Below are 21,695 nucleotides of genomic sequence, written 5' to 3' on the forward strand. Positions count from 1 at the left end.
GAGGCCGTCACATTCACCGCAAAAACCAAGGGAAGAAACAATGCCCGCCTTCAGCAAAATCCTGATCGCCAACCGCGGTGAAATCGCCTGCCGCATCCAGCGCACCGCCCAGGTCCTGGGCTATCGCACGGTCGCGGTGTTCAGCGATGCCGACGCCGATGCGCTGCATGTGCAGATGGCCGACGAAGCCTTGAACGTCGGCCCGGCCCCGGTGCAGCAGTCCTATCTGAATATCCCGGCAATCCTCGACGCCGCCCGGCGCACGGGCGCTGACGCAATCCATCCGGGCTACGGCTTCCTCTCGGAAAACGCCGGCTTCGCCCGCGCCTGCCAGGATGCCGGCATCACCTTCATCGGCCCCAGTCCCGAAGCCATCGAACTGATGGGCAGCAAACGCCTGTCGAAACTCGCCATGCTCGATGCCGGTGTGCCGTGCATCAAGGGTTATCAGGGCAAAGAACAGGACGACGCAACCCTGAGCCGCGAAGCCGCACGCATCGGCTATCCGCTGATGATCAAGGCCAGCGCCGGCGGTGGCGGGCGTGGCATGCGCCTGGTGCACGAGGCCAATGATTTGCTCGAACAACTGCGCACCGCCCGCTCCGAAGCGCTGCATGGGTTTGGCTGCGACGAACTGATTCTCGAGCAAGCGCTGATCGACCCGCGTCACGTCGAAGTTCAATTGTTTGGCGACCAGCATGGCAACCTGATCTACCTTGGCGAGCGCGACTGCTCGATCCAGCGTCGCCATCAAAAAGTCATCGAAGAAGCGCCCTGCCCGGTGATGACCGCCGAGTTGCGTCAGGCCATGGGCGAAGCGGCGCTCAAGGCGGGTCGCGCAGTGAATTACGTCGGTGCTGGCACTGTCGAGTTCCTGCTGGATGCGCGCGGGCAGTTTTATTTTCTCGAGATGAACACCCGACTCCAGGTGGAGCACCCGGTGACCGAATTGATTACCGGCCTCGATCTGGTGGCCTGGCAGTTGCACGTCGCCGAAGGACTGCCTTTGCCGTTGCGACAGGAGCAGGTTCAGCTCAGCGGCCATGCCATGGAAGTCCGTTTGTACGCCGAAGATCCGGCACACGATTTTCTCCCACAAACCGGTTGCATCACCGCGTGGGAGCCTGCGTTGCAGCGCGGCGTGCGGATCGATCATGGCTTGATCGAAGGTCAGACAGTCGGCCCGTTTTATGACCCGATGCTGGGCAAGATCATCGCCCACGGCGCCACCCGCGAAGAAGCCCGGCGTAAGTTGCTGCGGGCAGTGCAGGACAGCGTGCTGCTCGGCGTGCAAAGCAATCAGCGCTTGCTCGCCAGTCTGCTGGAACATCCGCAGTTCATCAGTGGCGAGTTCAACACCGGGTTCATCCCGACGTATTTTTCCGACCATGCCTGCCTGCACACCCGAGTACCCGACGCCGAAGAACTGGCAATCGCCGCAGCGTTGTTCTATCAGGCCTCGGCGCAGGTTCATCCCGCGCCACTCGCCGGTTGGCGCAACAACGCCAGCGTGCCGTTGCACTATCGAATCGGCCTTGATGATCAGGATTGGTCAGTGGAATTGAACGCTGTGCCGGGGGAACCGTATCGGATTCAAGTCGCTGAGCAAAACGTTGAATTAACGATCATCCAGTGCGACGGACACTGGGCCAGCCTGGAAATCAACGGTATCCGGCGACGCCATGCCTACCGTCTTGAGGCGGGACAACTCTGGCTGTTCACCCGGCCTGGCAGTTTACAGCTGGTGGATCGGACCCAGGCCTTGGTCGGCAGCCAGGTCAGCGTCAGTACCGGCACCCTCAAGGCTCCGATGGACGGGGCGATCGTCGACGTGCTGGTCACTGAGGGCAGTCCGGTCAGCAAAGGCCAGTTGTTGGTCGTGCTGGAGGCCATGAAAATGGAGCATCCGCTCAAGTCGGGCATCGACGGCGTGCTCAAACGCTTGCAGGTCAGGGTCGGTGATCAGGTGAAAAATCGTCAGATTTTGTTGGAGGTCGAATAAGCCGCTAGGCGGATCCGCTGGCTTTGGCTACGCTCAAGCCCTATCAGGACGCGGATACCAGGAACCCTGCGATGCCTCACTGGCTGGTCATTGATCTCGAAGCCACCACCGATGAAGGTGGTTGGCCAGTAACTGAAATGGAAATTATCGAAATCGGCGCCACCCTGGTGGACCGAAAAGGTCGAGAACTGGATAGCTATCAGTGCTTCGTGCGCCCGACGCGTCGACCTTTGCTGACGCCGTTTTGCCGGGAACTGACCCACATCACCCAGGCCAACATCGATACTGCGCAGCCTCTGAGCGAGGTCTGGGCATCGTTCGAATGCTGGCTCGGCCAGCATCACTCGCGCCTCGAAGGCTGGGCCAGTTGGGGCGATTACGATCGTAAACAGCTGCTTCAGGAATGGCAGAAACTGCAACTCGACAGCGCCCTGAGCCGAGTGCCGCACATGAACCTCAAGCAGCGCTTTGCCAAGGCTCGTCGGCTGGAACGCCCGCTGGGGCTCAATGGCGCTCTGCAACTTGCGGGCATGCAGTTTACCGGGCAGCAACACCGGGCGCTGGAAGACGCGCGCAATACAGCGCGTCTGTTACCACTGGTTCTCCCCGTCTAGAGAGGTGACGGCGCCAAGGGCCTTGTGCATACTGGCGAGCCCTTTTTAGCCCTTTTCGAGGAATCGCCCATGTTTAAAGTCAACGAGTACTTCGACGGCACCGTCAAGTCGATCGCCTTTGGCACCGCTGAAGGTCCTGCGACCATCGGCGTCATGGCACCGGGCGAATACGAATTCGGTACCAGCCAGCGTGAAATCATGCACGTGGTGTCCGGCGCCCTGACCGTCAAACTGCCGGACAGCGGCGGCTGGGAAACCTTCGCCGCCGGCAGCCAGTTCAACGTGCCCGCCAACAGCAAGTTCCAGCTGAAAGTGGCCGTCGACACCGCTTACCTGTGCGAATACCGCGGCTAAAACCCTGGGTTTTCACAGCGACAAAAAATTGCCCGCGTCCTTGGACACGGGCACTTTTTGTTCAAGGGCAGTCATTCAGATTGCCTTATTCCAGAACCGTCACCGGCATACCGACTTCAAGCTGGCCATTGCTGTCGTTGACCAGGTTCTGTCCGAACATCGCACCATCGGCCTCGGTACGGTATTTCTGCAACGTAGCCAGAGGTTCGCGATCTTCGCTGCGCTCACCGGTTTGCGGATCGATAGTGGTCAGAATGCAGCGTGAGCACGACTTGACCACGCGGAACTCGACATCGCCGATGCGGATACGCTTCCAGCCATCTTCGGCATACGCTTCGCTTCCCTCGATCACCAGATTCGGCCGAAAGCGCAGCATTTCCAGCGGGCGGCCGACTTTTTGCGACAAGTCCTCCAGTGAGGCCTGTCCGATCAGCAACAGCGGAAAGCCATCGGCGAAGGCCACCTGATCGTCGTCCTTGCCGTAGCCGGCCTGGGTGGTGCGTGCACGATCAAGAGGGACTTGCACCAGGCGAGTCGGTTTGCCCATGAATTCACTGACCCAGGCACCCGCCTCGTCGCCGGCATCCGGCACACGCAGTGTGTCGCGCCAGATGGTCACGCCACGCAGTTCCGCGTCGCTGGCGGGCAAGGCGATATCGATCGGTGAGCGGCCCGGCGCACTGAGGGTCAAGGCACCGTCGGCATTCCACAACGCCGACAGCTGACTCATCTGCGCCACTGCACGTTGAGTCAGAAAGCGCCCGCTGGCCTCGTCCACCAGCATCCAGCGTCGATCACCGTCCAGGCCCAGCTTGTCGAGGCTGACCTGCTGCAGGATCTCGCCCTTGCCGGATTTCAACGGATAACGATAAAGCGCGCTCAGACGCAACATGGCCAGCTCCCTGGTGGGCAAAAAACGCCACCCTATACGAGCTTGATCGCCGAATCAAAGGCTGACTTCAGGCCAGCCTCTTGCACCGTTATCAGGCAGGCACTTCATCGAGCATCAAGCGCTGGCGCACCACATCGACGAGTTTGTCCGGCTGGAATTTGGAGAGGAAGTTGTCGCAGCCGACCTTCTTCACCATCGAGTCGTTGAAGCTGCCGGACAACGAGGTATGCAGAACCACATAAAGGCCACGCAGACGCGGGTCGTTACGGATTTCGGTGGTCAGGCGATAGCCGTCCATTTCCGGCATTTCCGCGTCGGTGAAGATCATCAGCAGTTTGTCGGTCATGTTCACACCGGTATCGGCCCAGGCCTTGAGCATATTCAGTGCCTTCAAGCCATCGCTGGCGATGTGCATCTTCACGCCCAGCTGACCCAGGGTGTCACGCAATTGCGACAGCGCCACATTCGAGTCGTCCACCAGCAGCACTTCACGGCCACGGGCACGTTCCAGAACCGGATCGTCGAGTTTGTCGCGCGAGACCTTGGCGTTGTACGGGACGATTTCCGCGAGGACTTTTTCGACGTCGATAATTTCCACCAACTGGTCGTCGACCTTGCTGATGGCCGTCAGGTAATGCTGACGACCGGCGCTGGCCGGTGGCGGCAGAATGGCTTCCCAGTTCATGTTGACAATACGGTCCACACCACCGACCAGGAACGCCTGCACCGAACGGTTGTACTCGGTAACGATGATCGTACTGGTCGGGCTTGGCACCAGCGGACGCATACCGATGGCCTGGGACAGGTCGATCACCGGCAGGGTCTGGCCACGCAAATTAACCACACCGCAGACAAACGGATGACGCTGGGGCATCAGGGTCAGCTTCGGCAGTTGCAGCACTTCCTGCACTTTGAAGACGTTGATCGCGAACAATTGCCGTCCGGCCAGCCGGAACATGAGAATTTCCAGGCGATTCTCACCCACCAGTTGCGTGCGTTGGTCTACCGTGTCGAGAATGCCGGCCATCAATGACTCCTGGGCTTGTTCTGATGAATTCACTAAAGGGGGTTATCGGCTGTTTTCGCCGGACCTTGACCCCCTGTAAAATGCCATGACCAAACATTGATGTCACATTAACATCATGCTTTACTGGCCAGGTGATTTCATCTGCATCATTGCCTGCCGCGAGACCTCGTTTCGTTCGGTTGGCTCCCCCGTGTAAGGGATTCCCCTAGTAGCAATCAGGCCCAACCTGATATTCGCAATATCCAATAGCCATTAATGTGACGCCATTCTCATTGCATGAACGGAGTCAGGCTTTTGTGTGCGATCGCAGGTAAGTGGCCATCCACCCTATCGAGTTCCCCAGCCTGCAGCCAGACAGGCCGGCGCGCGATCTCACGACAGCATGGCAATGCGGGGACTCTGATCGTCCCCGTCGACACACACGACATTCCCGCATTTGACATGACGTTTTGGAGATAAGCATGCCGAACGATCGTAAAGAGTGGGCTCAACGGCTCCCGGAGTTTCTCGTCGAAGCAGAGACACTCCTGGTTAAAACCGAGGAATGCCTGAGTCATTTGCAACTGATCAGCAATGACAAGGATGCCATCGACTGCATGCTGAGCACCCTGCTCAAACTGGCCAACAAGGCTGATGCCCTCGCTCTGGCAGCCGTTTCGGAGTTTTCGTTGCACATTCATGGTTTGCTGAGCCATGCTCAGAATCACATGGATTTACACGACCACGCCCTGAGCGCGCTGAAAGACTGCCTGACGTTGATCGCCTGGCAACTCGAGCTTATCGATCAGAAGACCGGCCAACTCAGCCTTGATGACAGCGAACAGACATCCCTGATCGAAGCCTTCGCCTTTCAGGTCGGACAAAGTCAGTTTCAGCCCCCCGCTAATTCCAAACCGCTCACACTCGTTTCCTTTGCAGGTCGGCAAGCCTGAATTATCGGGCCCCTATGCCGTGCTGGGAATTTTTATTGCCATGACTGCCCTTCTAACTTTAGCGGGTTCATGTCGCATTTGAATATTCCATACCTGCTTACGACAACTCAAAACAAATAAACCACTCTTGCCACCCAACTTTTTCCATTATGGAACTGCTGTCCATAAACACTTATTTGCTGACTCGGCAGACCTATATACCAATTGCGACCAACGGTATCTTAAGTGGTATTATGCCGCCCATTAGTTGACGTCAATTAATGGCAGAGTGACTCCAGACAGAGACCCGTCATCCACGATGCCCGGTCTTCCCGCAGCGAACATCCATTGGCTCCATCCGCTATGTACGCCAGCCTCAAGTCGATCACCCTAAAGCCACCCTCCCGAAAAAACGCGCGTCTGGTCACGCTTGTGTTGTGTACCTGTTCGGCGCTTGGCTGCCTGCTGATTTATAGCCTGTCCACTCCCCTGCCGCTGAGTCTTCTGGTACTCAATACTGCGGCATTGACCTGCGTCTGGGTGCAGTATTGTCTTTCGCGCACGTCGATAAAGTTTCAACCACAGGAGTTGGCTGACCGGCTGCTGGAGGTTCAGGAAAACGAACGTCGCCGGCTCAGTCGGGAACTGCATGACGACATAGGCCAATTGCTGACCGCGGCAAAACTTCAAAGCGACTGGCTCAAACGCCGAATGCCCGAAGAACTTCAGGGCCAGTGTGCGGTGCTCTGCGACACGCTGGAAGAAACCCTGGCCAAAGTGCGAGACGTATCGGCCATTCTCAATCCGAGGCAACTGACCAGTCTCGGGCTGGAAGCCAGTCTGCGGGCCCATTTACTCAAGACGCTGGCCAACACGCCAGTGCACTGGAGCCTGGAATGCCAGCAGCGTTTGGCCGGTATACCGGAGGAAATGACGCTGGCCGCCTTTCGAATCACCCAGGAAGCGGTGACCAATATGTTGCGCCATGCCGAAGCGAAAAATCTGTTGGTCCGCCTGCAACGTCTGCCTCAGGGCCTGACACTGTTGATCAGTGACGATGGCCAGGGATTCGCGCCAGCGACCGATCCAGGTCGTGAGGGGCAACGCGGAATGGCGGGGATGTCGGAACGGATCAATCAGTTGGGCGGCACACTGAGCGTGACCAGCGAGCCGGGCAAAGGCACTCAAATCGAAGCACTCTTCCCCTGGGCGCCTCGTGCGCTCGAACGGGCCAGTACGAATAAGGTTATGCGTTGACTTGTAACTTACTTCTGGTGGATGACCACTCGCTTATCAGGGCAGGCGTGCGCGCTCTGGTGCTGGATATTTCCGGCTACGCGGTAATCGGTGAGGCCAATGACGGCTCGCAGTTGCTCGAGATGGTCGAGCAGCTGTCCCCCGACATTATCCTGCTGGATATTTCCATGAAGGAAACCAGTGGCCTTGACGCATTGCAGCGACTCAAGCGAGTACGCCCGCAGAGCAAGGTGCTGATCCTGTCTATGCACACCGATCCAGCACTCATCATGCAAGCACTGGAATCCGGTGCACATGGCTACCTGCTCAAGGACACCACGGCTACCGAGCTCGAACATGCCCTGGATGCCTTGCGTAACAACGAACGCTACCTGAGCCCGGCCATCGCCCACACCGTCATCAACCAGGCGCTGACCCGAACTCAGAAAAACCAACCGGAACCTGCAGACTCGCACAACCTGACAGCGCGTCAGCTGGAAATCCTTCGGCTGATCGTTCGCGGAAAATCCACCCGGGAAATTGCCAATGGCCTGGGCCTCAGCATCAAGACCGTTGAAACCCACCGCTCGCAGATCATGAAGCGCTTGCAGATTTACGATGTGGCGGGTCTGGTGCTGTTCGCCGTGCGCGAGCAGATCATCAGCCTGGATGATTGATCAATTGCGATGACCCCAGCAGCGGCGAGTTTTCAGGTAAATGCACGCGCAGTGCCGCTGGACGTGTCGAGAAACGCATGTTGTCACCTTCCAGAGGTTCGCCATCGAGGTTGATGTAGAGGCCTTCCGAGACCTTGATTTCGACCCATGGCAACCGGACTCGCACAAACATGTTGTCGATGCCGAAGCCATCGGCGAGCAGGGTTTTCAAGGTGCCGACGACTTCCTGCGGCGCAGGCAGAATACTGATATCCAGCAGACCGTCGTCAGCCAGCGCTTCTGGACACAACACATGTCCACCGCCTGCCTGCCGGCCATTGCCGATGCCCAATGCCAACAGCTCGCCACTCCACTGGAAATCAGGCCCCTGCAACTCGCCATAGGCTGCGTGCAATTCACTGAAGCGTGATAAACCGGTGAACAGGTAAGCCGCGCCCCCAAGGATTTTTTTCAAGTCCTCCGAGGTGTTTGCCGTGACCTGACTGCCAAAACCGCCCGTGGCCATATTCAGGAACACCTGCCCGCCGACCTCCCCCAGATCAATGGCGCACGGTGCAATGTCGAGAAGCTCCAGCGCCTGCGCGGGCTCCAGAGGCACGCCGGCGGCACGCGCAAAATCATTGGCGGTCCCCAACGGCATCAGTACCAGACTGGCCTGCGTCGAATGCGCCGCCATGGCTTCGGCAATATCGCGCAAAGTACCGTCACCGCCACCGGCGATGATCTGCATGTAGCCTGCCGCCAGTGCTTCATCTACCAGCCGCTGTGCGTCACCCGCTTCCCAGGTCACTCGAACGGCCAGCTCCCACCCCTGTTTGCGCTTGTCCGCAACGGCAGAACGAACCGCCTCATTGAGCGCTTGCTTGCCATGCAGAATCAACAGCGCTTTGCGTTCGCTCATTAGTTGTCACTCCCATGATTGAATTCCGTATGGGAGATGTTGACCTCATCTCGCCACATAAAAGTCGCAAAAATTTGAATTATTTGAAGTCGAGCAGCATGGCGTCCTACAAGGCGGGACTTTTTCTTACAAGATGTGAGGAATCGGCTCAATTGACCGACCCATGCGATTGGTACACCTTGGCGCCTGCAGTTACCAAACATCAGCAGGAACTACACAGGGACGTGCCATGCAAAGCCAAGAGATCAGGTCACCGGTCATTCCGGTTGTACCGTTCGCAGAAAAACGCGCCAATCATCAAGCTGAATTCAAAAACAGCGCAAAGCCCATTGGAGAAGCTGCTATGGAATCTCGCGTCGTTGAATTGGAGACACACCTCAAATACATCCGACGAGACATGGATGAAGTCCGTAGTGACGTCAAATCCATAAAACACAGGCTTGCCTATTCGGCTATCGGAACAGCCGTCGTCATCGGGGTTCTGGCCTGGATCGCCAATAGCCGTTTCGACCAGGTCGTAACACTCCTGGCTCACTAAGGGTAAGCCATGAACGCAAAACCCGGTTCGATCAACCGGGTTTGCGCAGTAAGCCAGCGACAGGAGTCAGCTCAGGACTTCGCTCAGCGGGATGAAGCCCACGTAGTCACCTTCGATCAGCGTGCGATCCTCCATCACCTCAACCAGACCATCAGCCCAGGCAGCGCTACGCAGTACACCCGAGCTCTGATTCCTGTAGATAATTGCCCGGCCATTCTCCAGACGACCGCGCAAGTACTCGCGTCGATTGCCTGCTTTTGGCCATGCAAACCCTGCAGGCACCTGAAACTTCAGGGGCTCAACCTCTTTTACACCCTGTCGGCGCAGGAGATAGGGCCTTGCCAACAAAGCGAAGGTCACCAGCGTTGAAGCCGGATTGCCAGGCAAACCAATCACAGGTACGCCGCGAAAATGCCCAAATGTCAGCGGTTTTCCGGGTTTGATGGCGAGTTTCCACAACGTCAACTCGCCCTCTTCACGCAAGGCAATGCCCAGAAAGTCAGCCTCTCCCACCGAGACACCACCGGTGGAAAGGATCAGGTCGACATCTTTCAATTCACTAAGGCGAGTGCGGGTGGTCGCTAAATCATCCGGAAGAATTCCGGCATCGATCACCTCACAGCCCAGGCGCTGCAACCAACTGCACAGCAACACTCGATTGCTGTTGTAGATCTGTCCCGGCCCCAGAGGCTGACCTGGTTCAATCAGTTCATCCCCGGTGGACAGAACAGCAACACGAACCTTGCGAATCACGTCCAGCTCTGCACATCCCAGCGATGCGGCCAGCCCCTGTTCGATCGGCCCGAGGCGCGTGCCGGCTGGCAGAATCAATTCACCAACAGTAGCTTCCTGGCCTTGAGGACGAATGTTTTGTCCTGGGGCCATGGTTTCGGTGAAACGTACTCGCTCATCCGCCTGAACCTCGGTGTTTTCCTGCATCTCGACGCAATCTGCACCAGCGGGCACTGGCGCACCGGTGAAGATTCGTGCACAGGTGCCAGGCTTCAAGGGCTCTGGAGCCTGACCGGCAAAAATCTTCTGGCTGACCACCAGTGGCTCTCCAGTCCAGTCGGCCACGTGCAAGGCATAACCATCCATGGCACTGTTGGGCCAAGGTGGCAGATCAAGCGTCGAGATCAGATCATCGGCCAGCACCCGGCCATGAACCTGCCCCAATGACAAGCGTTCACGCTCACGAATCGGTGAGGCTTCGGCCATTGCCAGCAAGCGTGCCAGTGCCACTTCGACAGCCATCAGACTGCCAGTCTTGCCTGGCTTACCCGCGGGATTCACAGGGTGCCGCCTGTTTGAGATGAGCGACGAAGTTGCACGGGCGGTGCCGCGAATCCAGTTGCTCGGCAAGAATGCCATCCCAACCGGTGCGCACGGCGTTGGTCGAACCCGGTAAACAGCAGACCAGCGTGCTATTGGACAAGCCGGCCAGGGCACGGGACTGAACAGTAGAAGTGCCAATATCCGCCACCGATATCTGCCTGAACAGCTCACCAAAACCGTCGACCTGTTTATCCAGCAGGCAACTCACCGCTTCCGGAGTGCTGTCGCGTCCCGTGAAACCGGTACCGCCAGTGATCAGCACCACCTGCACGACATCGTCGGCAATCCAGTTGGCGACTTGCGCGCGAATTTTGTAGAGATCATCTTTGAGCAGAACCCGGGCCGCCAGGTTATGGCCGGCAGCGCTCAAACGGTCGACGAAGACCTGGCCTGAGGTATCGGTTTCCAGGGTACGGGTGTCGCTGACCGTCAGCACCGCGATGTTGAGCGGTGCGAAAGGTACATCAGCCTTGGCTTTCATAGGCTCATCCAGTTGTAGGAGAAACAGCCCGGTGTTATATCACAGCGCCTCATTTTTTCGCCGCCCCCATGGAGACCTGCCATGACCTCGAATACACATTTGCCGCCCTGCTCCATTCTGCTCCTGGCAGGTGGTCGTGGCCAACGCATGGGCGGTCAGGACAAAGGGCTGCTGGAATGGCACGGCGAGCCATTGATTGCCCACTTGCACCGCAAGACCCGTTCACTGAGCGATGACCTGATCATCTCCTGCAACAGAAACCTGGAAAAATACGCGCCCTACGCCGACCAGCTGGTTCATGACGATGAAGGCGACTTTCCTGGCCCCCTGGCCGGTATTCGCGCAGGCCTGAAAGCCGCCCGCCATACGCATCTGCTGGTGCTGCCTTGTGATGTACCGCGCATCGATGCCGCGCTGCTCGATAACATGCGCGAAGCAGCCAGCCAGCACCCGGACCTACCGTTGATGCTGCGCCATGGTCAACACTGGGAACCCTTGTTGTGCATTATCCCCGTGGCACTCTTGGCAGATTTCGACAGTGCCTGGAACGAAGGCGAACGCAGCCCGGGTCGCCTCATGCGCAAACTGGGCGCTACTGCCCTGCAATGCCCCGACAATGACCCGCGCCTGGCCAACCTCAACACACCAGAACTATTAAGTGCACACAACACTGTGTCAGACTGACAGGAGAAGGAACTTGCGCGCGCTGCACACGTCTCAAGCTCAGTAACCAAAAGAATTCATATTCGGAGACACACTCATGACTCAACGGACCCTCGCCACTTTCATGCTCGCACTGGGCCTCGCTACCCTCGCCGGTTGCGCATCGCCTACAGTGATCACCTTGAATGACGGTCGAGAAATCCAGGCTGTCGACGCACCACAGTTCGATAAAGATTCGGGTTTCTACGAATTCGAACAACTGGATGGCAAGCAGACCCGCATCAACAAGGATCAGGTTCGTACCGTTAAAGAGCTGTAATTTTTGCGGTGACAACCGGATATGGAAAAGCCCGCTTTATGCGGGCTTTTTCGTGGCTGAATATCAGCAGATTTGCTGAACTCGAGATCACCACTGCAGAGTAATGGTACTTTCGAATACTCTTTCCTGGCCGGTGACCGGATCCACAAACCGTAGCCCCTGAGCGAGCAGTTTCAAAGGGTTGGCGTAGTCATCCTCAACATCCTTGAGTACCTGCGGATAAAACGGATCGTTGCAGATACTGGCGCCCAAGGCGGTCATGTGCACCCGCAACTGATGTTTCTTGCCCGTCACTGGGTAAAGCGCATAACGCCAGAGGTCACAGTTCTTCTCCCTGACCTCGACTGCCGTCTCGGTATTGCTGACGCCCGGACCTTCCTGCATGCGGAAGAAAGGCTCACCATCAATGAGCCGGCTCTTATGGACCAATGGAAAAGAGAGTTCAGGCAACGCTCGGGCAATTGCTTCGTAGCGCTTTTCGATCTGCCGCGTAGGAAACAACGACTGATAGGCAGAACGGCTCTGAGGGTTGGCGGAAAACAGCACCAGCCCCGCTGTGTGCCGGTCAATGCGATGCAAAGGCACCAGATGCGGGTTATCGAGTCGACGGATCAGCCGTCGCAACAGGGTCTGCTCCACGTATTCACCCGCCGGAGTCACTGGCAGAAAATGCGGCTTATCCGCCACGACCAAATGCTCATCCGCGTACAGAATCGACTCAACCACCGGGATCGGCTTTTCGTCCGGCACCTCACGGAAATAATGAATCCGCAAGCCTTCCTTATAAGGCAGATCAAGGGCGATCGGCATGCCGTGACCGTCGAGGACACGACCGCGAGCGATTCTGTCCAGCCATTGTTCACGACCGATGGCGCTGAAGTGTTCGCACAGACAATCGAGTACGGTCTGCCACGGACCAGGCGGCAAGTAGAGCGTGCTGGCCTGGTTGTGTGCAGCAGAAAAAGATGAAGTGGACATACGAAAGCTCTAACCCTCAATACAGGGCAGCATTATCCAACAGCGGCCGGAACGAACCTAGAAGAGAATCCTCAAGCCGGTATCTGCGTGCGCGCTGCCGCTTCGGTGAACTCCTTGAGCCAGCGCAGCACATCGACTGCCTCCCAGCGACCAGGGTCATAAAGCGCATACAACAAACCCTGATAGCCCACGACATCTAGCTGCCGGTGATAGCCCGCACGCTGGAACAAGGCTTCGATTTCGGCGAAACAGGTATTGAAATGCAGTTTATTGAAGGGAGTTTTTCCTTCTGTCACCAGACCATCCAGACGCAATTCGAGGACAGCCTCGCGTACCACGTCGGCCGACATCCGGTTCACGCTGTTCTTCAATTGTTCGACATTGACCACGATTCATCCCTCTCACGCCCGGACCGCCTGCCCAAACCCGAGAACCAGAGGAGCAAGGCAGGCATCACGAATAACTGTATACGCATACAGTATCCGATCAGCACCGGTAAAGCCAAGGGGATCCATCGCAAAGTTCGACAGGCGGAACATCGCCACCGCAACAACCGCTTAACGCAGGAACGCTACTACCTGATCGGCACTGAACGGCCAGCCCAGCTCAGCACCAGTATCGACCCGCCGCAATACCGGAATACGCAGACTGTAAGCTTCGAACCATGTTTCGTCGTCCGCGATATCCACCAGTTCCACCAGCAGACCGCGCTCGACAAATTCCATCAGCATGGCTTCGGCGACTTCACAGAGATGACACCCAAGGGTGCCGAACAGCTGACATTCAGGAAGCATGAGCGCTCAACCGAAAAAATTAAGTCATCATTCTAGGCCTGCCCCGAAAAGCCGTCGAGCCATTGAATACTCTACCCTTGAGCCATAACGGCAACGGATCGCGGCAATACGCTGACGCACATCATTCGTCTTCAATACCCATTGCGCGATGCTCACGGATTATTTGCCTCTACGCTTGAATTGCCCGCGCCCATCACCGGAGTTTTTTTGTGTTCGCCAACCTGCTGATCATCCTCGCCTCCTCCCTGGTGATGATTGCACTGTTCCAGCGCCTGCGATTGCCACCGGTGCTGGGTTACCTGTGCGTGGGACTGATGATCGGGCCGACAGCATTCAACTGGGTGGATGAAAGCGAAGAGCTGCCGGACCTCGCCGAGTTGGGCGTGGTGTTTCTGCTGTTCTCCCTTGGACTGGAATTTTCCCTGTCGAAAATGCTCGTGTTGCGCCGAGTGGTGTTTGGGCTTGGCAGTCTGCAGGTGCTGTGCTCCGGGATGCTGCTAGGTGGTTTGCTGATACTGCTCGGTATGCCGATCACGCCTGCGCTGTTACTCGGCGCCGGCCTGTCGCTGTCTTCCACGGCCATTGTCAGTAAAGAGCTGAGCAGTCTCGGCGAGATTTTCAGCAGCCACGGCCAGAATGCCATCGCCGTGTTGCTGTTCCAGGACGTCGTGGCGGTATTGCTGCTGACCCTGGTGCCGGTGTTCGCTGGCAGCAGCGACCAGGCCTGGTATTGGGCGCTGCCACTGACGCTGGGTAAAACCGTCGTATTGTTCGTCGGCCTGCTGCTGGCCAGTCGCTGGTTGCTGCCGCGGCTGTTCCATGAAGTGGCGGCTGCCCGTTCCCCGGAACTATTCGTGCTACTGGCGCTGGTCATTGTTCTGCTGACGGCGTGGCTGACGCACCTGCTCGGTCTCTCCCCTGCCCTGGGTGCGTTTCTCGCCGGCATGCTGCTGGGGGAAAGCCATTACCGGCACCAGATCGAGGCCGACATCCGCCCGTTCCGCGACATCCTGCTCGGGCTGTTCTTCGTCAGTATCGGCATGCTGATCGACTTGCAGTTGTTCGTCAGCCACGGCCTGCTGATTCTCGGCCTGACCCTGGGGTTGCTGCTGCTCAAGGGCAGCGTCGTTGCACTGCTGGTCAAATGGCGTGGCAGCGATGGCGAAACCGCCTGGCGCAGCGGCCTGGCATTGGCCCAGGGCGGCGAGTTCTGCTTTGCGCTGATGGCACAGATGCAGCAGAACAAACTGATGCCCGCGGATTTTGGCGGCCTGTTGCTGGCGGCGACCTTTTTTTCGATGCTCGTTACGCCGTTGTTGCTGCGCGCCGCCCCCCACATCGCTACACGCCTGCATCGCAAACCCAACGAAGAAGCAAAACTTGAAGAAATCAGCGCGCTCAATGCCGGGTTACACAACCATGTCGTTATATGTGGCTACGGTCGTGTAGGTCAGTCAATCGGACGCGCACTACGCAACGCGCAGCAACCCTACATCGCACTGGATACTGATCCAGTGCGTGTGCACGAAGCCGCCGCTGGTGAAACCTGTGTGCATTATGGCGACTCACGTCGCGGTGAACTGCTGGTCGCGATAGGGCTGGAGCGCGCCAGGCTGTTGGTGATCGCCGTGGATCAGGCCGACATCGCGTTGCTGATCCTCAAGGAAGCGCGGCGACTCAACGCGGCCGTGCCGATTCTGGTGCGCACGCGCGACGACAGCCAGTTGGCCGAGTTGAAGGCAGCCGGCGCCAGCGAAGTCGTGCCTGAACTGCTGGAGTCGAGCCTGATGCTCGCCTCCCATGCGCTGATCATGCTGGGATTACCTGCGCATCAAGTGCAGGAGCGGGCTGACCAGATACGGCACGACCGCTATCGTCTGCTGCACGGTTTCTATCCAGGCGCTGACGACGAAGAGACCTAGTCGTGGCTCACAGCCCCAATCTTGTGCACCGACAAGTCAGCGCCGTAATACTCTTCTTCCTGACTCAGACGCAGACCATGGAACGCCTTGATCGTGCCATACACGGCAAAGCCACCAGCCAGCGCCACAACCACCCCCAACGCAGTGCCGATCAACTGGCTGATCAGACTCACGCCGCCCAGCCCACCCAACGCGCTTTGGCCGAAAATGCCGCAGGCGATTCCGCCCCAGACGCCACACAAACCATGCAACGGCCAAACCCCCAGCACATCGTCGATGCGCCATTTGACTTGAGCCGCAGTGAAGCACCAGACAAACAATGCGCCGGCGATGACGCCAGTGATCAGCGCGCCCACCGGGTGCATCAGATCGGAACCGGCACAGATCGCCACCAGTCCGGCCAGCGGGCCGTTATGCAGAAAGCCCGGGTCATTACGCCCGACGATCAGCGCCGACACGGTACCGCCGACCATGGCCATCAGCGAGTTCACCGCCACCAGTCCGCTGACACCTTGCAGGGTTTGCGCGCTCATCACGTTGAAACCGAACCAGCCAACGATCAGGATCCACGACCCCAGCGCCAAAAAGGGAATACTCGAGGGCGCGAACGCCACCAGTCGCCCTTCGCGATAACGACCATTGCGCGGCCCGAGCAACAACACCGCCCCCAGGGCCAGCCAACCGCCCATGGCGTGAACCACTACCGAGCCGGCGAAATCATGGAAGCTGGCGCCAAAGCGCTCCAGCAACCAGGCTTGCAGGCCAAAGTTGCCGTTCCAGATCATGCCCTCGAAGAACGGATAGATGAACGCCACGATCAGTGCCGTTGCACACAACTGCGGGACGAAGCGGGCACGCTCGGCGATGCCACCGGAAATGATCGCGGGTATCGCCGCAGCAAACGTCAGCAGGAAGAAAAACTTCACCAGCCCATAGCCATGATCCGCATTGATCACGGCCGCCGGTTGCATGAAGGTCACCCCATAGGAAATCCAATAGCCTATAAAGAAGTAGGCCAGGGTCGAAATGGCGAAATCGCTGAGGATCTTCGACAAGGCATTGACCTGGTTCTTTTGTCGAACCGTGCCGACTTCAAGAAAGGCGAAACCGGCGTGCATCGCCAGCACCATGACCGCGCCGATCAAAATGAACAACGTATTGGAGCTATGGACCAGACTGTCCACAGCGCTTTGCAGATTATCCATGGGGTTGGCAGACCTGAAGGCTAAAAAAGCACCAAAGCAGTTCGCGCAGACAATTCATGCACCAAGTTGCGACTTGCCGGGATCCGCAGATTGATCCCGGTGAGCCGCTTTGGCGCACAAGGTTGGAACCTTTGCGCGAGTTTTCATTATTTGAGATAAGGTTTTGCTCGAATCCTGCCCAGCAACAGCGCAACGGCGCAGGCAGGCGCACCACGACGTAGCAAAAGTTGTACCAGTCATTTGTACTGAACCTTCGCGCAAGGCTCATACTCGAACGTTTCAGAAGCCACTTACGGAGATCCACCCATGGCCAGTATCAAGGCAAAGACTGCTCAAGAAATTCTGATGAACGATTTTCAGACTCTGGTCAGCGACACCGAACGCTTGCTGGAACACACCGCAACGTTGGCCGGCGATCAGGCTGATGAGTTGCGCGAGCAAATCCACGACAGTCTGCTGCGTGCCCGCGAAACCTTGAAATTGACCGAAGACTCCCTGCGCGAACGCAGCAAGGCCGCCGTTACCGCCACCGAAGACTACGTCCAGGCCAACCCATGGCAATCGGTCGGGATCGCGGCCGGCGTGGGTTTCCTGCTTGGCTTGCTGGCCACTCGGCGCTGATATGGCGATCGGCGAATCCGGCTCGTCCGCGACGGGCCCAAGCTCCTCACCGCGGCGCCTGGGTGCCGCTTTTCTTGGACTGTTGCACAGCCATGTCGAACTGTTCGGCATCGAATTGCAGGAACAAAAAGCCCGCACGGTAAGCCTGTTGCTATTCGCAGGCCTGGCGCTGGTTTTTGCCTTGCTGTTGCTGGTGGGGTTGTCGACGCTGGTGTTGATCCTGTTTTGGGACACCTATCGCCTGGCGGCCATCATCGGGCTCTGTGTTTTCTACACACTCGCGGCCATTTTCTGTGCGATGCGCTTGAGCGCGGCGATTTTCGATGAATCCTCGCCCTTCCACGGCACCTTGGAAGAGTTGGCCAACGATCGGGAGCGCCTGCTGCCATGAGCCTGCCTGAACTGCCTCACAACAGCTCACGCACCGAAATGCGCAAGGCGCTGATTCGCCTGCGCATGGAAATGCATCGCCAGGAAATCCGCCACGAATCCGCGCAACTGCTGCAACCCTTGCAGCGCGTGCGCGGGATGACGCAAAACCTGCAGGATGGCTTCGGCATCAAGCACGCTCCACTCTGGGGCGTGGCAGCCGTTACCTTGCTGGGCTTTCTGACGGGTAGGGGCGCCAAGAGCGGTGGCGTCAGCAGCCTCACTCGACTGGTTCGTCTGGGCGCCACGCTGGGGCCATTGATCAAGCTGGTCATGCAAGGCTCTTCGCGTAACCACTAAGGCCGTTATCTGGCTGCATTCTTGCAACATCGGGATTGGACCTCTTTATCGAGGGGTTCAATCCTGCGTGCCTACCCGGTGAACAGGTTTTATCCAATAACAAGACCTGACCAAGGAGGCCTCGTGATCGACGGGCAACCGCTCGCCTGTTTTCAACCATTCATCGATACCGCCACCGGCCGTATCGCTGGTGTCGAGGCACTGGGAAGATTGCGCCTGGCCGACGGTCAACTGGCCTCGGTGGGGCCGCTGTTCGCCGACCCGCGAACGCCCGCCATCGCCCTGCGTCGCCTGGATCGCCAGATCCGCGATAACGCGCTGAGCCGCCTGCATGAAGCGCCCTCGGACTGGTTTCTGAGCCTGAACATTTCGCCACGCTGGATCAACCGCTTGCGACAGGACCAGGCTCTACCGAGCCTCAAGCAATTGAGCAGGCACAACGTCGACCCGAAACGCATTGTCTTCGAGATCACCGAACTGGGGGGCGATATTCAGCGCCTGACCGAAGTCGTGGCACGTTACCGACAGGCCGGCGCGAGGATCGCCATCGATGATTTCGGTGCCGGATACTCTCAACTTGATCGCGTACTCGCGCTGCAACCGGACATTCTCAAACTCGACATGCGCTTGTTCCAGGCCGCTGCGCTAGGTGGACCGAGCAGCGACGTGGTCAAGGCTCTGGCGCAAATGGCGGAGAAAACCGGTTGCTGGATCATCGCCGAAGGGGTGGAAACCGAAACTCAACTGAGTTTTGCCCTGGAGTGCGGTTCGCGCTACGTTCAAGGTTTTCTGTTTGCCCGGGCACAAGCCGGTTTCTTTGCCACGGACGCCTTTGTCGAGCGCTTCGCGCAACTGCGTCAGCGCTATGTTCAGCAGAAGCTGGATGAGCGCGGTCGCCTGATGATCATGCGCCAGCAACTCAGCGAGCTGATGACCATCCTGCAAGCATGGGCTCAGGCCCACGCGCCGCTCAGCGCCTTGCCACAACTGGATGCATTTCCCTGGCTGCTGCGCTTCTACCAATGCGACCGCCACGGCACGCAGCTGACGCCCAACCTTGAATGGCGCAACAACGGCTGGGAGGCCGACAATCGCTACCTGGGCCACAACTGGTCATGGCGCCCCTACTTCTATCACCTGCTGGCAGAGGGTTGGGATGAGCGAAGACTGACGCTCTCCAATACTTACCGCGATGCCACCAGCAATCAGTACTGCCTCACCGCCGGGCAATTTTTCGACCACGGCGAGCGACTGCTGCTCATCGATATCGACGCCGCCGGGCTGTAGTTCCGCTTGCAGGTCCGGACGCGAACCCGGAAGCTTAAGCAATCAAACACCTGACGGAGAGAACCCGCCTTGGATTGGCAAACCCTGCTTACCCGCGAACGCCTCGGAAAGCCTCTGCACAGCCCGGAAGAACTCGGCCGCAGTCCTTTCCATAAAGACCACGACCGGATCATTTTCTCGGGCGCGTTTCGCCGCCTCGGTCGCAAGACCCAGGTCCATCCAGTCACCAGCAACGATCATATCCACACGCGCCTGACCCACTCGCTGGAAGTCAGCTGCGTCGGCCGTTCGCTGGGCATGCGCGTTGGCGAAACCATCCGTAGCGCCCTCCCTGACTGGTGCGAGCCCAGCGACCTGGGCATGGTGGTGCAATCGGCTTGCCTGGCCCATGACATCGGCAATCCGCCCTTCGGCCATTCCGGCGAAGACGCGATTCGCCACTGGTTCCAACAAGCCGCCGGCCGTGGCTGGCTGGATGCAATGAGCGAAGTCGAACGCAATGACTTCCTCAATTTCGAAGGCAATGCCCAAGGCTTCCGGGTACTCACCCAGCTGGAATATCACCAGTTCGACGGCGGCACCCGGTTGACCTACGCCACGCTGGGTACTTATCTGAAGTACCCATGGACGGCAAAACACGCGGATTCTCTGGGCTACAAAAAACACAAGTTCGGCTGCTATCAGAGCGAATTGCCGCTTCTGGAACAAATCGCCCATAAACTCGGCCTGCCGCAACTCGAGGAACAGCGTTGGGCGCGCCATCCGCTGGTGTATCTGATGGAGGCTGCCGATGACATCTGCTACGCGCTGATCGATCTGGAAGACGGTCTGGAAATGGAGTTGCTGGAATACGCCGAAGTCGAGTCCCTGTTGCTGGACCTTGTGGGTGACGATCTGCCGGAAACCTATCGCCAGCTCGGCCCGCAGGATTCGCGCCGGCGCAAACTGGCGATCCTGCGAGGCAAAGCCATTGAACACCTGACCAACGCCGCAGCCCGGGCCTTTGTCGAGCAACAGGACGCGTTGCTGGCCGGCACGCTGCCCGGTGATCTGGTGGAGCACATGCACGGCCCTGCCAAGCGTTGCGTCCTGAATGCCAAGGACATGGCGCGGAAAAAAATCTTCCAGGACAAGCGCAAGACCCTGCATGAAATCGGCGCCTACACCACGCTGGAAATCCTGCTCAACGCCTTCTGCGGCGCGGCACTGGAACAGCACAACGGGCGAACGCCGTCCTTCAAGAGTCGCCGAGTCCTCGACCTGCTGGGTAACAATGCGCCCGATCCTCACGGCTCATTGCACGCCTCGTTTCTACGGATGATTGATTTCATCGCCGGCATGACCGACAGCTATGCAAGCGAAATGGCGCTGGAGATGACCGGTCGTTCGAGCCACTGATGAGACCTGGGTGATCAGCCATTACGCAGCCTGCAATGGTTGATTTGCCTCTCAAAATCCAAGTGCACTCAACGTTCGCCGAATCCCCCTACAACACGCGCTGAGCTAACTGATCGATTATTCGGTAACCTCGCGAAATAATCTCGCTTCCTTCAGTTCGACAGAAGAAGCGTGAATACTCCTATGTTCAAAGACGATCTGCGCATCTTGCTGGTGGAAGATCATCCCTTCCAACTCCGGGCGACTCAATATCTGCTTGAGAGTTACGGTTTCACCCAATTGACCACCACCGACAGTGCCGATGGCGCCTTGCAACAAATGCTCAAGGCGGTGCAGCCATTTGATATTCTTTTGTGCGATCAATGTCTGCCCGACCTCTCCGGTCTTGATCTGGTCGAATTCGCCAGCCACCGGGGGATGATTAGACAGGCAATACTGTTAAGTAGCCTGACATCCGCTGAACTGGATGAACTTGAAAAAAAGGCCAACGAACACGGACTGCCCTTATTGGGGTACTTGATCAAACCGCTGAAACAATCCGAATTTAGAAACTTGTTGACCTTGGCTTCATTGTAAAAAAACGCACACCAAACGCACTAAAAAATCCAGGTCAAACACAACTCAGAACTTACAATTAAATACTTCCAACCTCTCGACTAACGATCAACAACCTTTACCCTTCTTCATAAAAAACCTAGTTGATACGTAGTCCCATTCTTCTTCAGCTGTAGGATTGTTCCTATATTGCCGCTGCAGGTCCGTCAGCTCATGCGTCGCCTCAACTATCTGAGCTAAGGTGCGCGCTTTATTA

General features: G+C 57.8%; 25 protein-coding genes. 16 read left to right on the forward strand and 9 right to left on the reverse strand.

Features of this window, described 5'->3' with window-relative positions:
- The first annotated feature begins 40 nt into the window (after nucleotides 1-40).
- From QFX16_RS20525 to ppnP, 3 genes are all read left to right on the forward strand, one after another.
- Nucleotides 41-2,002, forward strand: coding sequence for an acetyl/propionyl/methylcrotonyl-CoA carboxylase subunit alpha (locus tag QFX16_RS20525; RefSeq protein WP_283181124.1), 1,962 nt, complete (start codon nucleotides 41-43; stop codon nucleotides 2,000-2,002).
- 71 nt (nucleotides 2,003-2,073) lie between these two features.
- A complete protein-coding gene (locus QFX16_RS20530) occupies nucleotides 2,074-2,616 on the forward strand; it encodes a 3'-5' exonuclease (protein ID WP_283181125.1) in 543 nt (180 codons plus the stop codon).
- 69 nt (nucleotides 2,617-2,685) lie between these two features.
- Nucleotides 2,686-2,970, forward strand: coding sequence for a pyrimidine/purine nucleoside phosphorylase (gene ppnP, locus QFX16_RS20535; RefSeq protein WP_283181126.1), 285 nt, complete (start codon nucleotides 2,686-2,688; stop codon nucleotides 2,968-2,970).
- An 85-nt stretch (nucleotides 2,971-3,055) separates the two neighbouring features.
- Here ppnP and QFX16_RS20540 read toward each other — a convergent pair whose 3' ends face one another.
- Nucleotides 3,056-3,862 carry an MOSC domain-containing protein gene (locus QFX16_RS20540; protein WP_283181127.1) on the reverse strand — a complete coding sequence of 269 codons (807 nt, stop codon included), beginning with the start codon at nucleotides 3,860-3,862 and terminating at the stop codon, nucleotides 3,056-3,058.
- Nucleotides 3,863-3,953: 91 nt separating this feature from the next.
- Nucleotides 3,954-4,889, reverse strand: a complete 936-nt coding sequence (locus tag QFX16_RS20545) for a chemotaxis protein CheV (protein WP_046049189.1) — start codon at nucleotides 4,887-4,889, stop codon at nucleotides 3,954-3,956.
- A 461-nt stretch (nucleotides 4,890-5,350) separates the two neighbouring features.
- Between QFX16_RS20545 and QFX16_RS20550 the strand changes: the two genes are divergently transcribed.
- The 3 genes from QFX16_RS20550 (at nucleotide 5,351) to QFX16_RS20560 (ending at nucleotide 7,713) form a co-directional block, all read left to right on the forward strand.
- On the forward strand, nucleotides 5,351-5,821 hold the full coding sequence (locus QFX16_RS20550; protein WP_283181128.1) for a hypothetical protein: 471 nt from the start codon (nucleotides 5,351-5,353) through the stop codon (nucleotides 5,819-5,821).
- 342 nt (nucleotides 5,822-6,163) lie between these two features.
- Nucleotides 6,164-7,057, forward strand: coding sequence for a sensor histidine kinase (locus tag QFX16_RS20555; protein ID WP_283184608.1), 894 nt, complete (start codon nucleotides 6,164-6,166; stop codon nucleotides 7,055-7,057).
- Nucleotides 7,054-7,713 carry a response regulator gene (locus tag QFX16_RS20560; protein WP_283181129.1) on the forward strand — a complete coding sequence of 220 codons (660 nt, stop codon included), beginning with the start codon at nucleotides 7,054-7,056 and terminating at the stop codon, nucleotides 7,711-7,713. Before QFX16_RS20555 ends, QFX16_RS20560 begins: the two co-directional genes overlap by 4 nt.
- On the opposite strand, the gene yegS is transcribed toward QFX16_RS20560, so the two are convergent.
- Nucleotides 7,697-8,614, reverse strand: a complete 918-nt coding sequence (yegS, locus tag QFX16_RS20565; protein WP_283181130.1) for a lipid kinase YegS — start codon at nucleotides 8,612-8,614, stop codon at nucleotides 7,697-7,699. The two genes, QFX16_RS20560 and yegS, sit on opposite strands and share 17 nt — an antisense overlap.
- Nucleotides 8,615-8,843: 229 nt before the next feature.
- On the opposite strand from yegS, the gene QFX16_RS20570 reads away from it, so the two are divergent.
- Nucleotides 8,844-9,152, forward strand: coding sequence for a hypothetical protein (locus QFX16_RS20570; RefSeq protein ID WP_283181131.1), 309 nt, complete (start codon nucleotides 8,844-8,846; stop codon nucleotides 9,150-9,152).
- A 66-nt stretch (nucleotides 9,153-9,218) separates the two neighbouring features.
- On the opposite strand, the gene QFX16_RS20575 is transcribed toward QFX16_RS20570, so the two are convergent.
- Nucleotides 9,219-10,445 (reverse strand): molybdopterin molybdotransferase MoeA, encoded by a 1,227-nt coding sequence (locus QFX16_RS20575; protein WP_283181132.1) that lies wholly within the window; start codon nucleotides 10,443-10,445, stop codon nucleotides 9,219-9,221.
- A complete protein-coding gene (gene moaB, locus QFX16_RS20580; RefSeq protein WP_149629239.1) occupies nucleotides 10,429-10,968 on the reverse strand; it encodes a molybdenum cofactor biosynthesis protein B in 540 nt (179 codons plus the stop codon). Before moaB ends, QFX16_RS20575 begins: the two co-directional genes overlap by 17 nt.
- An 81-nt stretch (nucleotides 10,969-11,049) precedes the next feature.
- Between moaB and mobA the strand changes: the two genes are divergently transcribed.
- Together mobA and QFX16_RS20590 are read left to right on the forward strand one after the other, a co-directional pair.
- Nucleotides 11,050-11,652: a molybdenum cofactor guanylyltransferase MobA gene (mobA, locus tag QFX16_RS20585; RefSeq protein WP_283181133.1), complete on the forward strand. Its 603-nt coding sequence runs from the start codon at nucleotides 11,050-11,052 to the stop codon at nucleotides 11,650-11,652.
- A 76-nt stretch (nucleotides 11,653-11,728) separates the two neighbouring features.
- A complete protein-coding gene (locus QFX16_RS20590) occupies nucleotides 11,729-11,950 on the forward strand; it encodes a YgdI/YgdR family lipoprotein (RefSeq protein WP_282380102.1) in 222 nt (73 codons plus the stop codon).
- Between the two features lie 87 nt (nucleotides 11,951-12,037).
- Here the strand turns inward: QFX16_RS20590 and QFX16_RS20595 are convergent, their stop codons facing one another.
- The 3 genes from QFX16_RS20595 to QFX16_RS20605 form a co-directional block, all read right to left on the reverse strand.
- Nucleotides 12,038-12,928, reverse strand: a complete 891-nt coding sequence (locus QFX16_RS20595; protein WP_283181134.1) for a pseudouridine synthase — start codon at nucleotides 12,926-12,928, stop codon at nucleotides 12,038-12,040.
- Between the two features lie 71 nt (nucleotides 12,929-12,999).
- Nucleotides 13,000-13,317 (reverse strand): hypothetical protein, encoded by a 318-nt coding sequence (locus QFX16_RS20600; protein ID WP_008145883.1) that lies wholly within the window; start codon nucleotides 13,315-13,317, stop codon nucleotides 13,000-13,002.
- Between the two features lie 168 nt (nucleotides 13,318-13,485).
- Nucleotides 13,486-13,722 (reverse strand): glutaredoxin family protein, encoded by a 237-nt coding sequence (locus tag QFX16_RS20605; protein WP_111452360.1) that lies wholly within the window; start codon nucleotides 13,720-13,722, stop codon nucleotides 13,486-13,488.
- Between the two features lie 209 nt (nucleotides 13,723-13,931).
- Here QFX16_RS20605 and QFX16_RS20610 point away from each other — a divergent pair, with 209 nt between their 5' ends.
- The gene (locus QFX16_RS20610; protein WP_283181135.1) at nucleotides 13,932-15,644 is read left to right on the forward strand and encodes a cation:proton antiporter; all 1,713 of its coding nucleotides are present in this window, start codon (nucleotides 13,932-13,934) and stop codon (nucleotides 15,642-15,644) included.
- Here QFX16_RS20610 and QFX16_RS20615 read toward each other — a convergent pair.
- Complete coding sequence (locus tag QFX16_RS20615) at nucleotides 15,641-16,849, reverse strand: ammonium transporter (protein ID WP_283181136.1); 1,209 nt, start codon at nucleotides 16,847-16,849, stop codon at nucleotides 15,641-15,643. The two genes, QFX16_RS20610 and QFX16_RS20615, sit on opposite strands and share 4 nt — an antisense overlap.
- Before the next feature lie 306 nt (nucleotides 16,850-17,155).
- On the opposite strand from QFX16_RS20615, the gene QFX16_RS20620 reads away from it, so the two are divergent.
- From QFX16_RS20620 to QFX16_RS20645, 6 genes are all read left to right on the forward strand, one after another.
- Nucleotides 17,156-17,470 (forward strand): ElaB/YgaM/YqjD family protein, encoded by a 315-nt coding sequence (locus QFX16_RS20620; protein WP_046049174.1) that lies wholly within the window; start codon nucleotides 17,156-17,158, stop codon nucleotides 17,468-17,470.
- Between the two features lies 1 nt (nucleotide 17,471).
- A complete protein-coding gene (locus QFX16_RS20625) occupies nucleotides 17,472-17,861 on the forward strand; it encodes a phage holin family protein (protein WP_283181137.1) in 390 nt (129 codons plus the stop codon).
- On the forward strand, nucleotides 17,858-18,199 hold the full coding sequence (locus QFX16_RS20630) for a hypothetical protein (protein WP_283181138.1): 342 nt from the start codon (nucleotides 17,858-17,860) through the stop codon (nucleotides 18,197-18,199). The genes QFX16_RS20625 and QFX16_RS20630 overlap by 4 nt, the downstream gene beginning before the upstream one ends.
- Nucleotides 18,200-18,322: 123 nt before the next feature.
- Nucleotides 18,323-19,486: an EAL domain-containing protein gene (locus QFX16_RS20635; RefSeq protein WP_283181139.1), complete on the forward strand. Its 1,164-nt coding sequence runs from the start codon at nucleotides 18,323-18,325 to the stop codon at nucleotides 19,484-19,486.
- A gap of 69 nt (nucleotides 19,487-19,555) precedes the next feature.
- The gene (locus QFX16_RS20640; protein ID WP_150656983.1) at nucleotides 19,556-20,884 is read left to right on the forward strand and encodes a deoxyguanosinetriphosphate triphosphohydrolase; all 1,329 of its coding nucleotides are present in this window, start codon (nucleotides 19,556-19,558) and stop codon (nucleotides 20,882-20,884) included.
- Nucleotides 20,885-21,067: 183 nt separating this feature from the next.
- The gene (locus QFX16_RS20645) at nucleotides 21,068-21,460 is read left to right on the forward strand and encodes a response regulator (protein ID WP_056742438.1); all 393 of its coding nucleotides are present in this window, start codon (nucleotides 21,068-21,070) and stop codon (nucleotides 21,458-21,460) included.
- The last annotated feature ends 235 nt before the right edge of the window (nucleotides 21,461-21,695 follow it).

Source organism: Pseudomonas svalbardensis, from assembly GCF_030053115.1.
GTDB classification, from domain to species: Bacteria; Pseudomonadota; Gammaproteobacteria; order Pseudomonadales; family Pseudomonadaceae; genus Aquipseudomonas; species Aquipseudomonas svalbardensis.

What these genes read in the sequence shown, in the direction of transcription:
- QFX16_RS20525 (WP_283181124.1), top strand. Translation starts at nt 41, where the DNA reads ATGCCCGCCTTCAGCAAAATCCTGATCGCCAACCGCGGTGAAATCGCC.
- QFX16_RS20530 (WP_283181125.1), top strand. Translation starts at nt 2,074, where the DNA reads ATGCCTCACTGGCTGGTCATTGATCTCGAAGCCACCACCGATGAAGGT.
- ppnP (WP_283181126.1), top strand. Translation starts at nt 2,686, where the DNA reads ATGTTTAAAGTCAACGAGTACTTCGACGGCACCGTCAAGTCGATCGCC.
- QFX16_RS20540 (WP_283181127.1), bottom strand. Translation starts at nt 3,862, where the DNA reads ATGTTGCGTCTGAGCGCGCTTTATCGTTATCCGTTGAAATCCGGCAAG.
- QFX16_RS20545 (WP_046049189.1), bottom strand. Translation starts at nt 4,889, where the DNA reads ATGGCCGGCATTCTCGACACGGTAGACCAACGCACGCAACTGGTGGGT.
- QFX16_RS20550 (WP_283181128.1), top strand. Translation starts at nt 5,351, where the DNA reads ATGCCGAACGATCGTAAAGAGTGGGCTCAACGGCTCCCGGAGTTTCTC.
- QFX16_RS20555 (WP_283184608.1), top strand. Translation starts at nt 6,164, where the DNA reads ATGTACGCCAGCCTCAAGTCGATCACCCTAAAGCCACCCTCCCGAAAA.
- yegS (WP_283181130.1), bottom strand. Translation starts at nt 8,614, where the DNA reads ATGAGCGAACGCAAAGCGCTGTTGATTCTGCATGGCAAGCAAGCGCTC.
- QFX16_RS20570 (WP_283181131.1), top strand. Translation starts at nt 8,844, where the DNA reads ATGCAAAGCCAAGAGATCAGGTCACCGGTCATTCCGGTTGTACCGTTC.
- moaB (WP_149629239.1), bottom strand. Translation starts at nt 10,968, where the DNA reads ATGAAAGCCAAGGCTGATGTACCTTTCGCACCGCTCAACATCGCGGTG.
- mobA (WP_283181133.1), top strand. Translation starts at nt 11,050, where the DNA reads ATGACCTCGAATACACATTTGCCGCCCTGCTCCATTCTGCTCCTGGCA.
- QFX16_RS20590 (WP_282380102.1), top strand. Translation starts at nt 11,729, where the DNA reads ATGACTCAACGGACCCTCGCCACTTTCATGCTCGCACTGGGCCTCGCT.
- QFX16_RS20595 (WP_283181134.1), bottom strand. Translation starts at nt 12,928, where the DNA reads ATGTCCACTTCATCTTTTTCTGCTGCACACAACCAGGCCAGCACGCTC.
- QFX16_RS20605 (WP_111452360.1), bottom strand. Translation starts at nt 13,722, where the DNA reads ATGCTTCCTGAATGTCAGCTGTTCGGCACCCTTGGGTGTCATCTCTGT.
- QFX16_RS20615 (WP_283181136.1), bottom strand. Translation starts at nt 16,849, where the DNA reads ATGGATAATCTGCAAAGCGCTGTGGACAGTCTGGTCCATAGCTCCAAT.
- QFX16_RS20620 (WP_046049174.1), top strand. Translation starts at nt 17,156, where the DNA reads ATGGCCAGTATCAAGGCAAAGACTGCTCAAGAAATTCTGATGAACGAT.
- QFX16_RS20625 (WP_283181137.1), top strand. Translation starts at nt 17,472, where the DNA reads ATGGCGATCGGCGAATCCGGCTCGTCCGCGACGGGCCCAAGCTCCTCA.
- QFX16_RS20630 (WP_283181138.1), top strand. Translation starts at nt 17,858, where the DNA reads ATGAGCCTGCCTGAACTGCCTCACAACAGCTCACGCACCGAAATGCGC.
- QFX16_RS20645 (WP_056742438.1), top strand. Translation starts at nt 21,068, where the DNA reads ATGTTCAAAGACGATCTGCGCATCTTGCTGGTGGAAGATCATCCCTTC.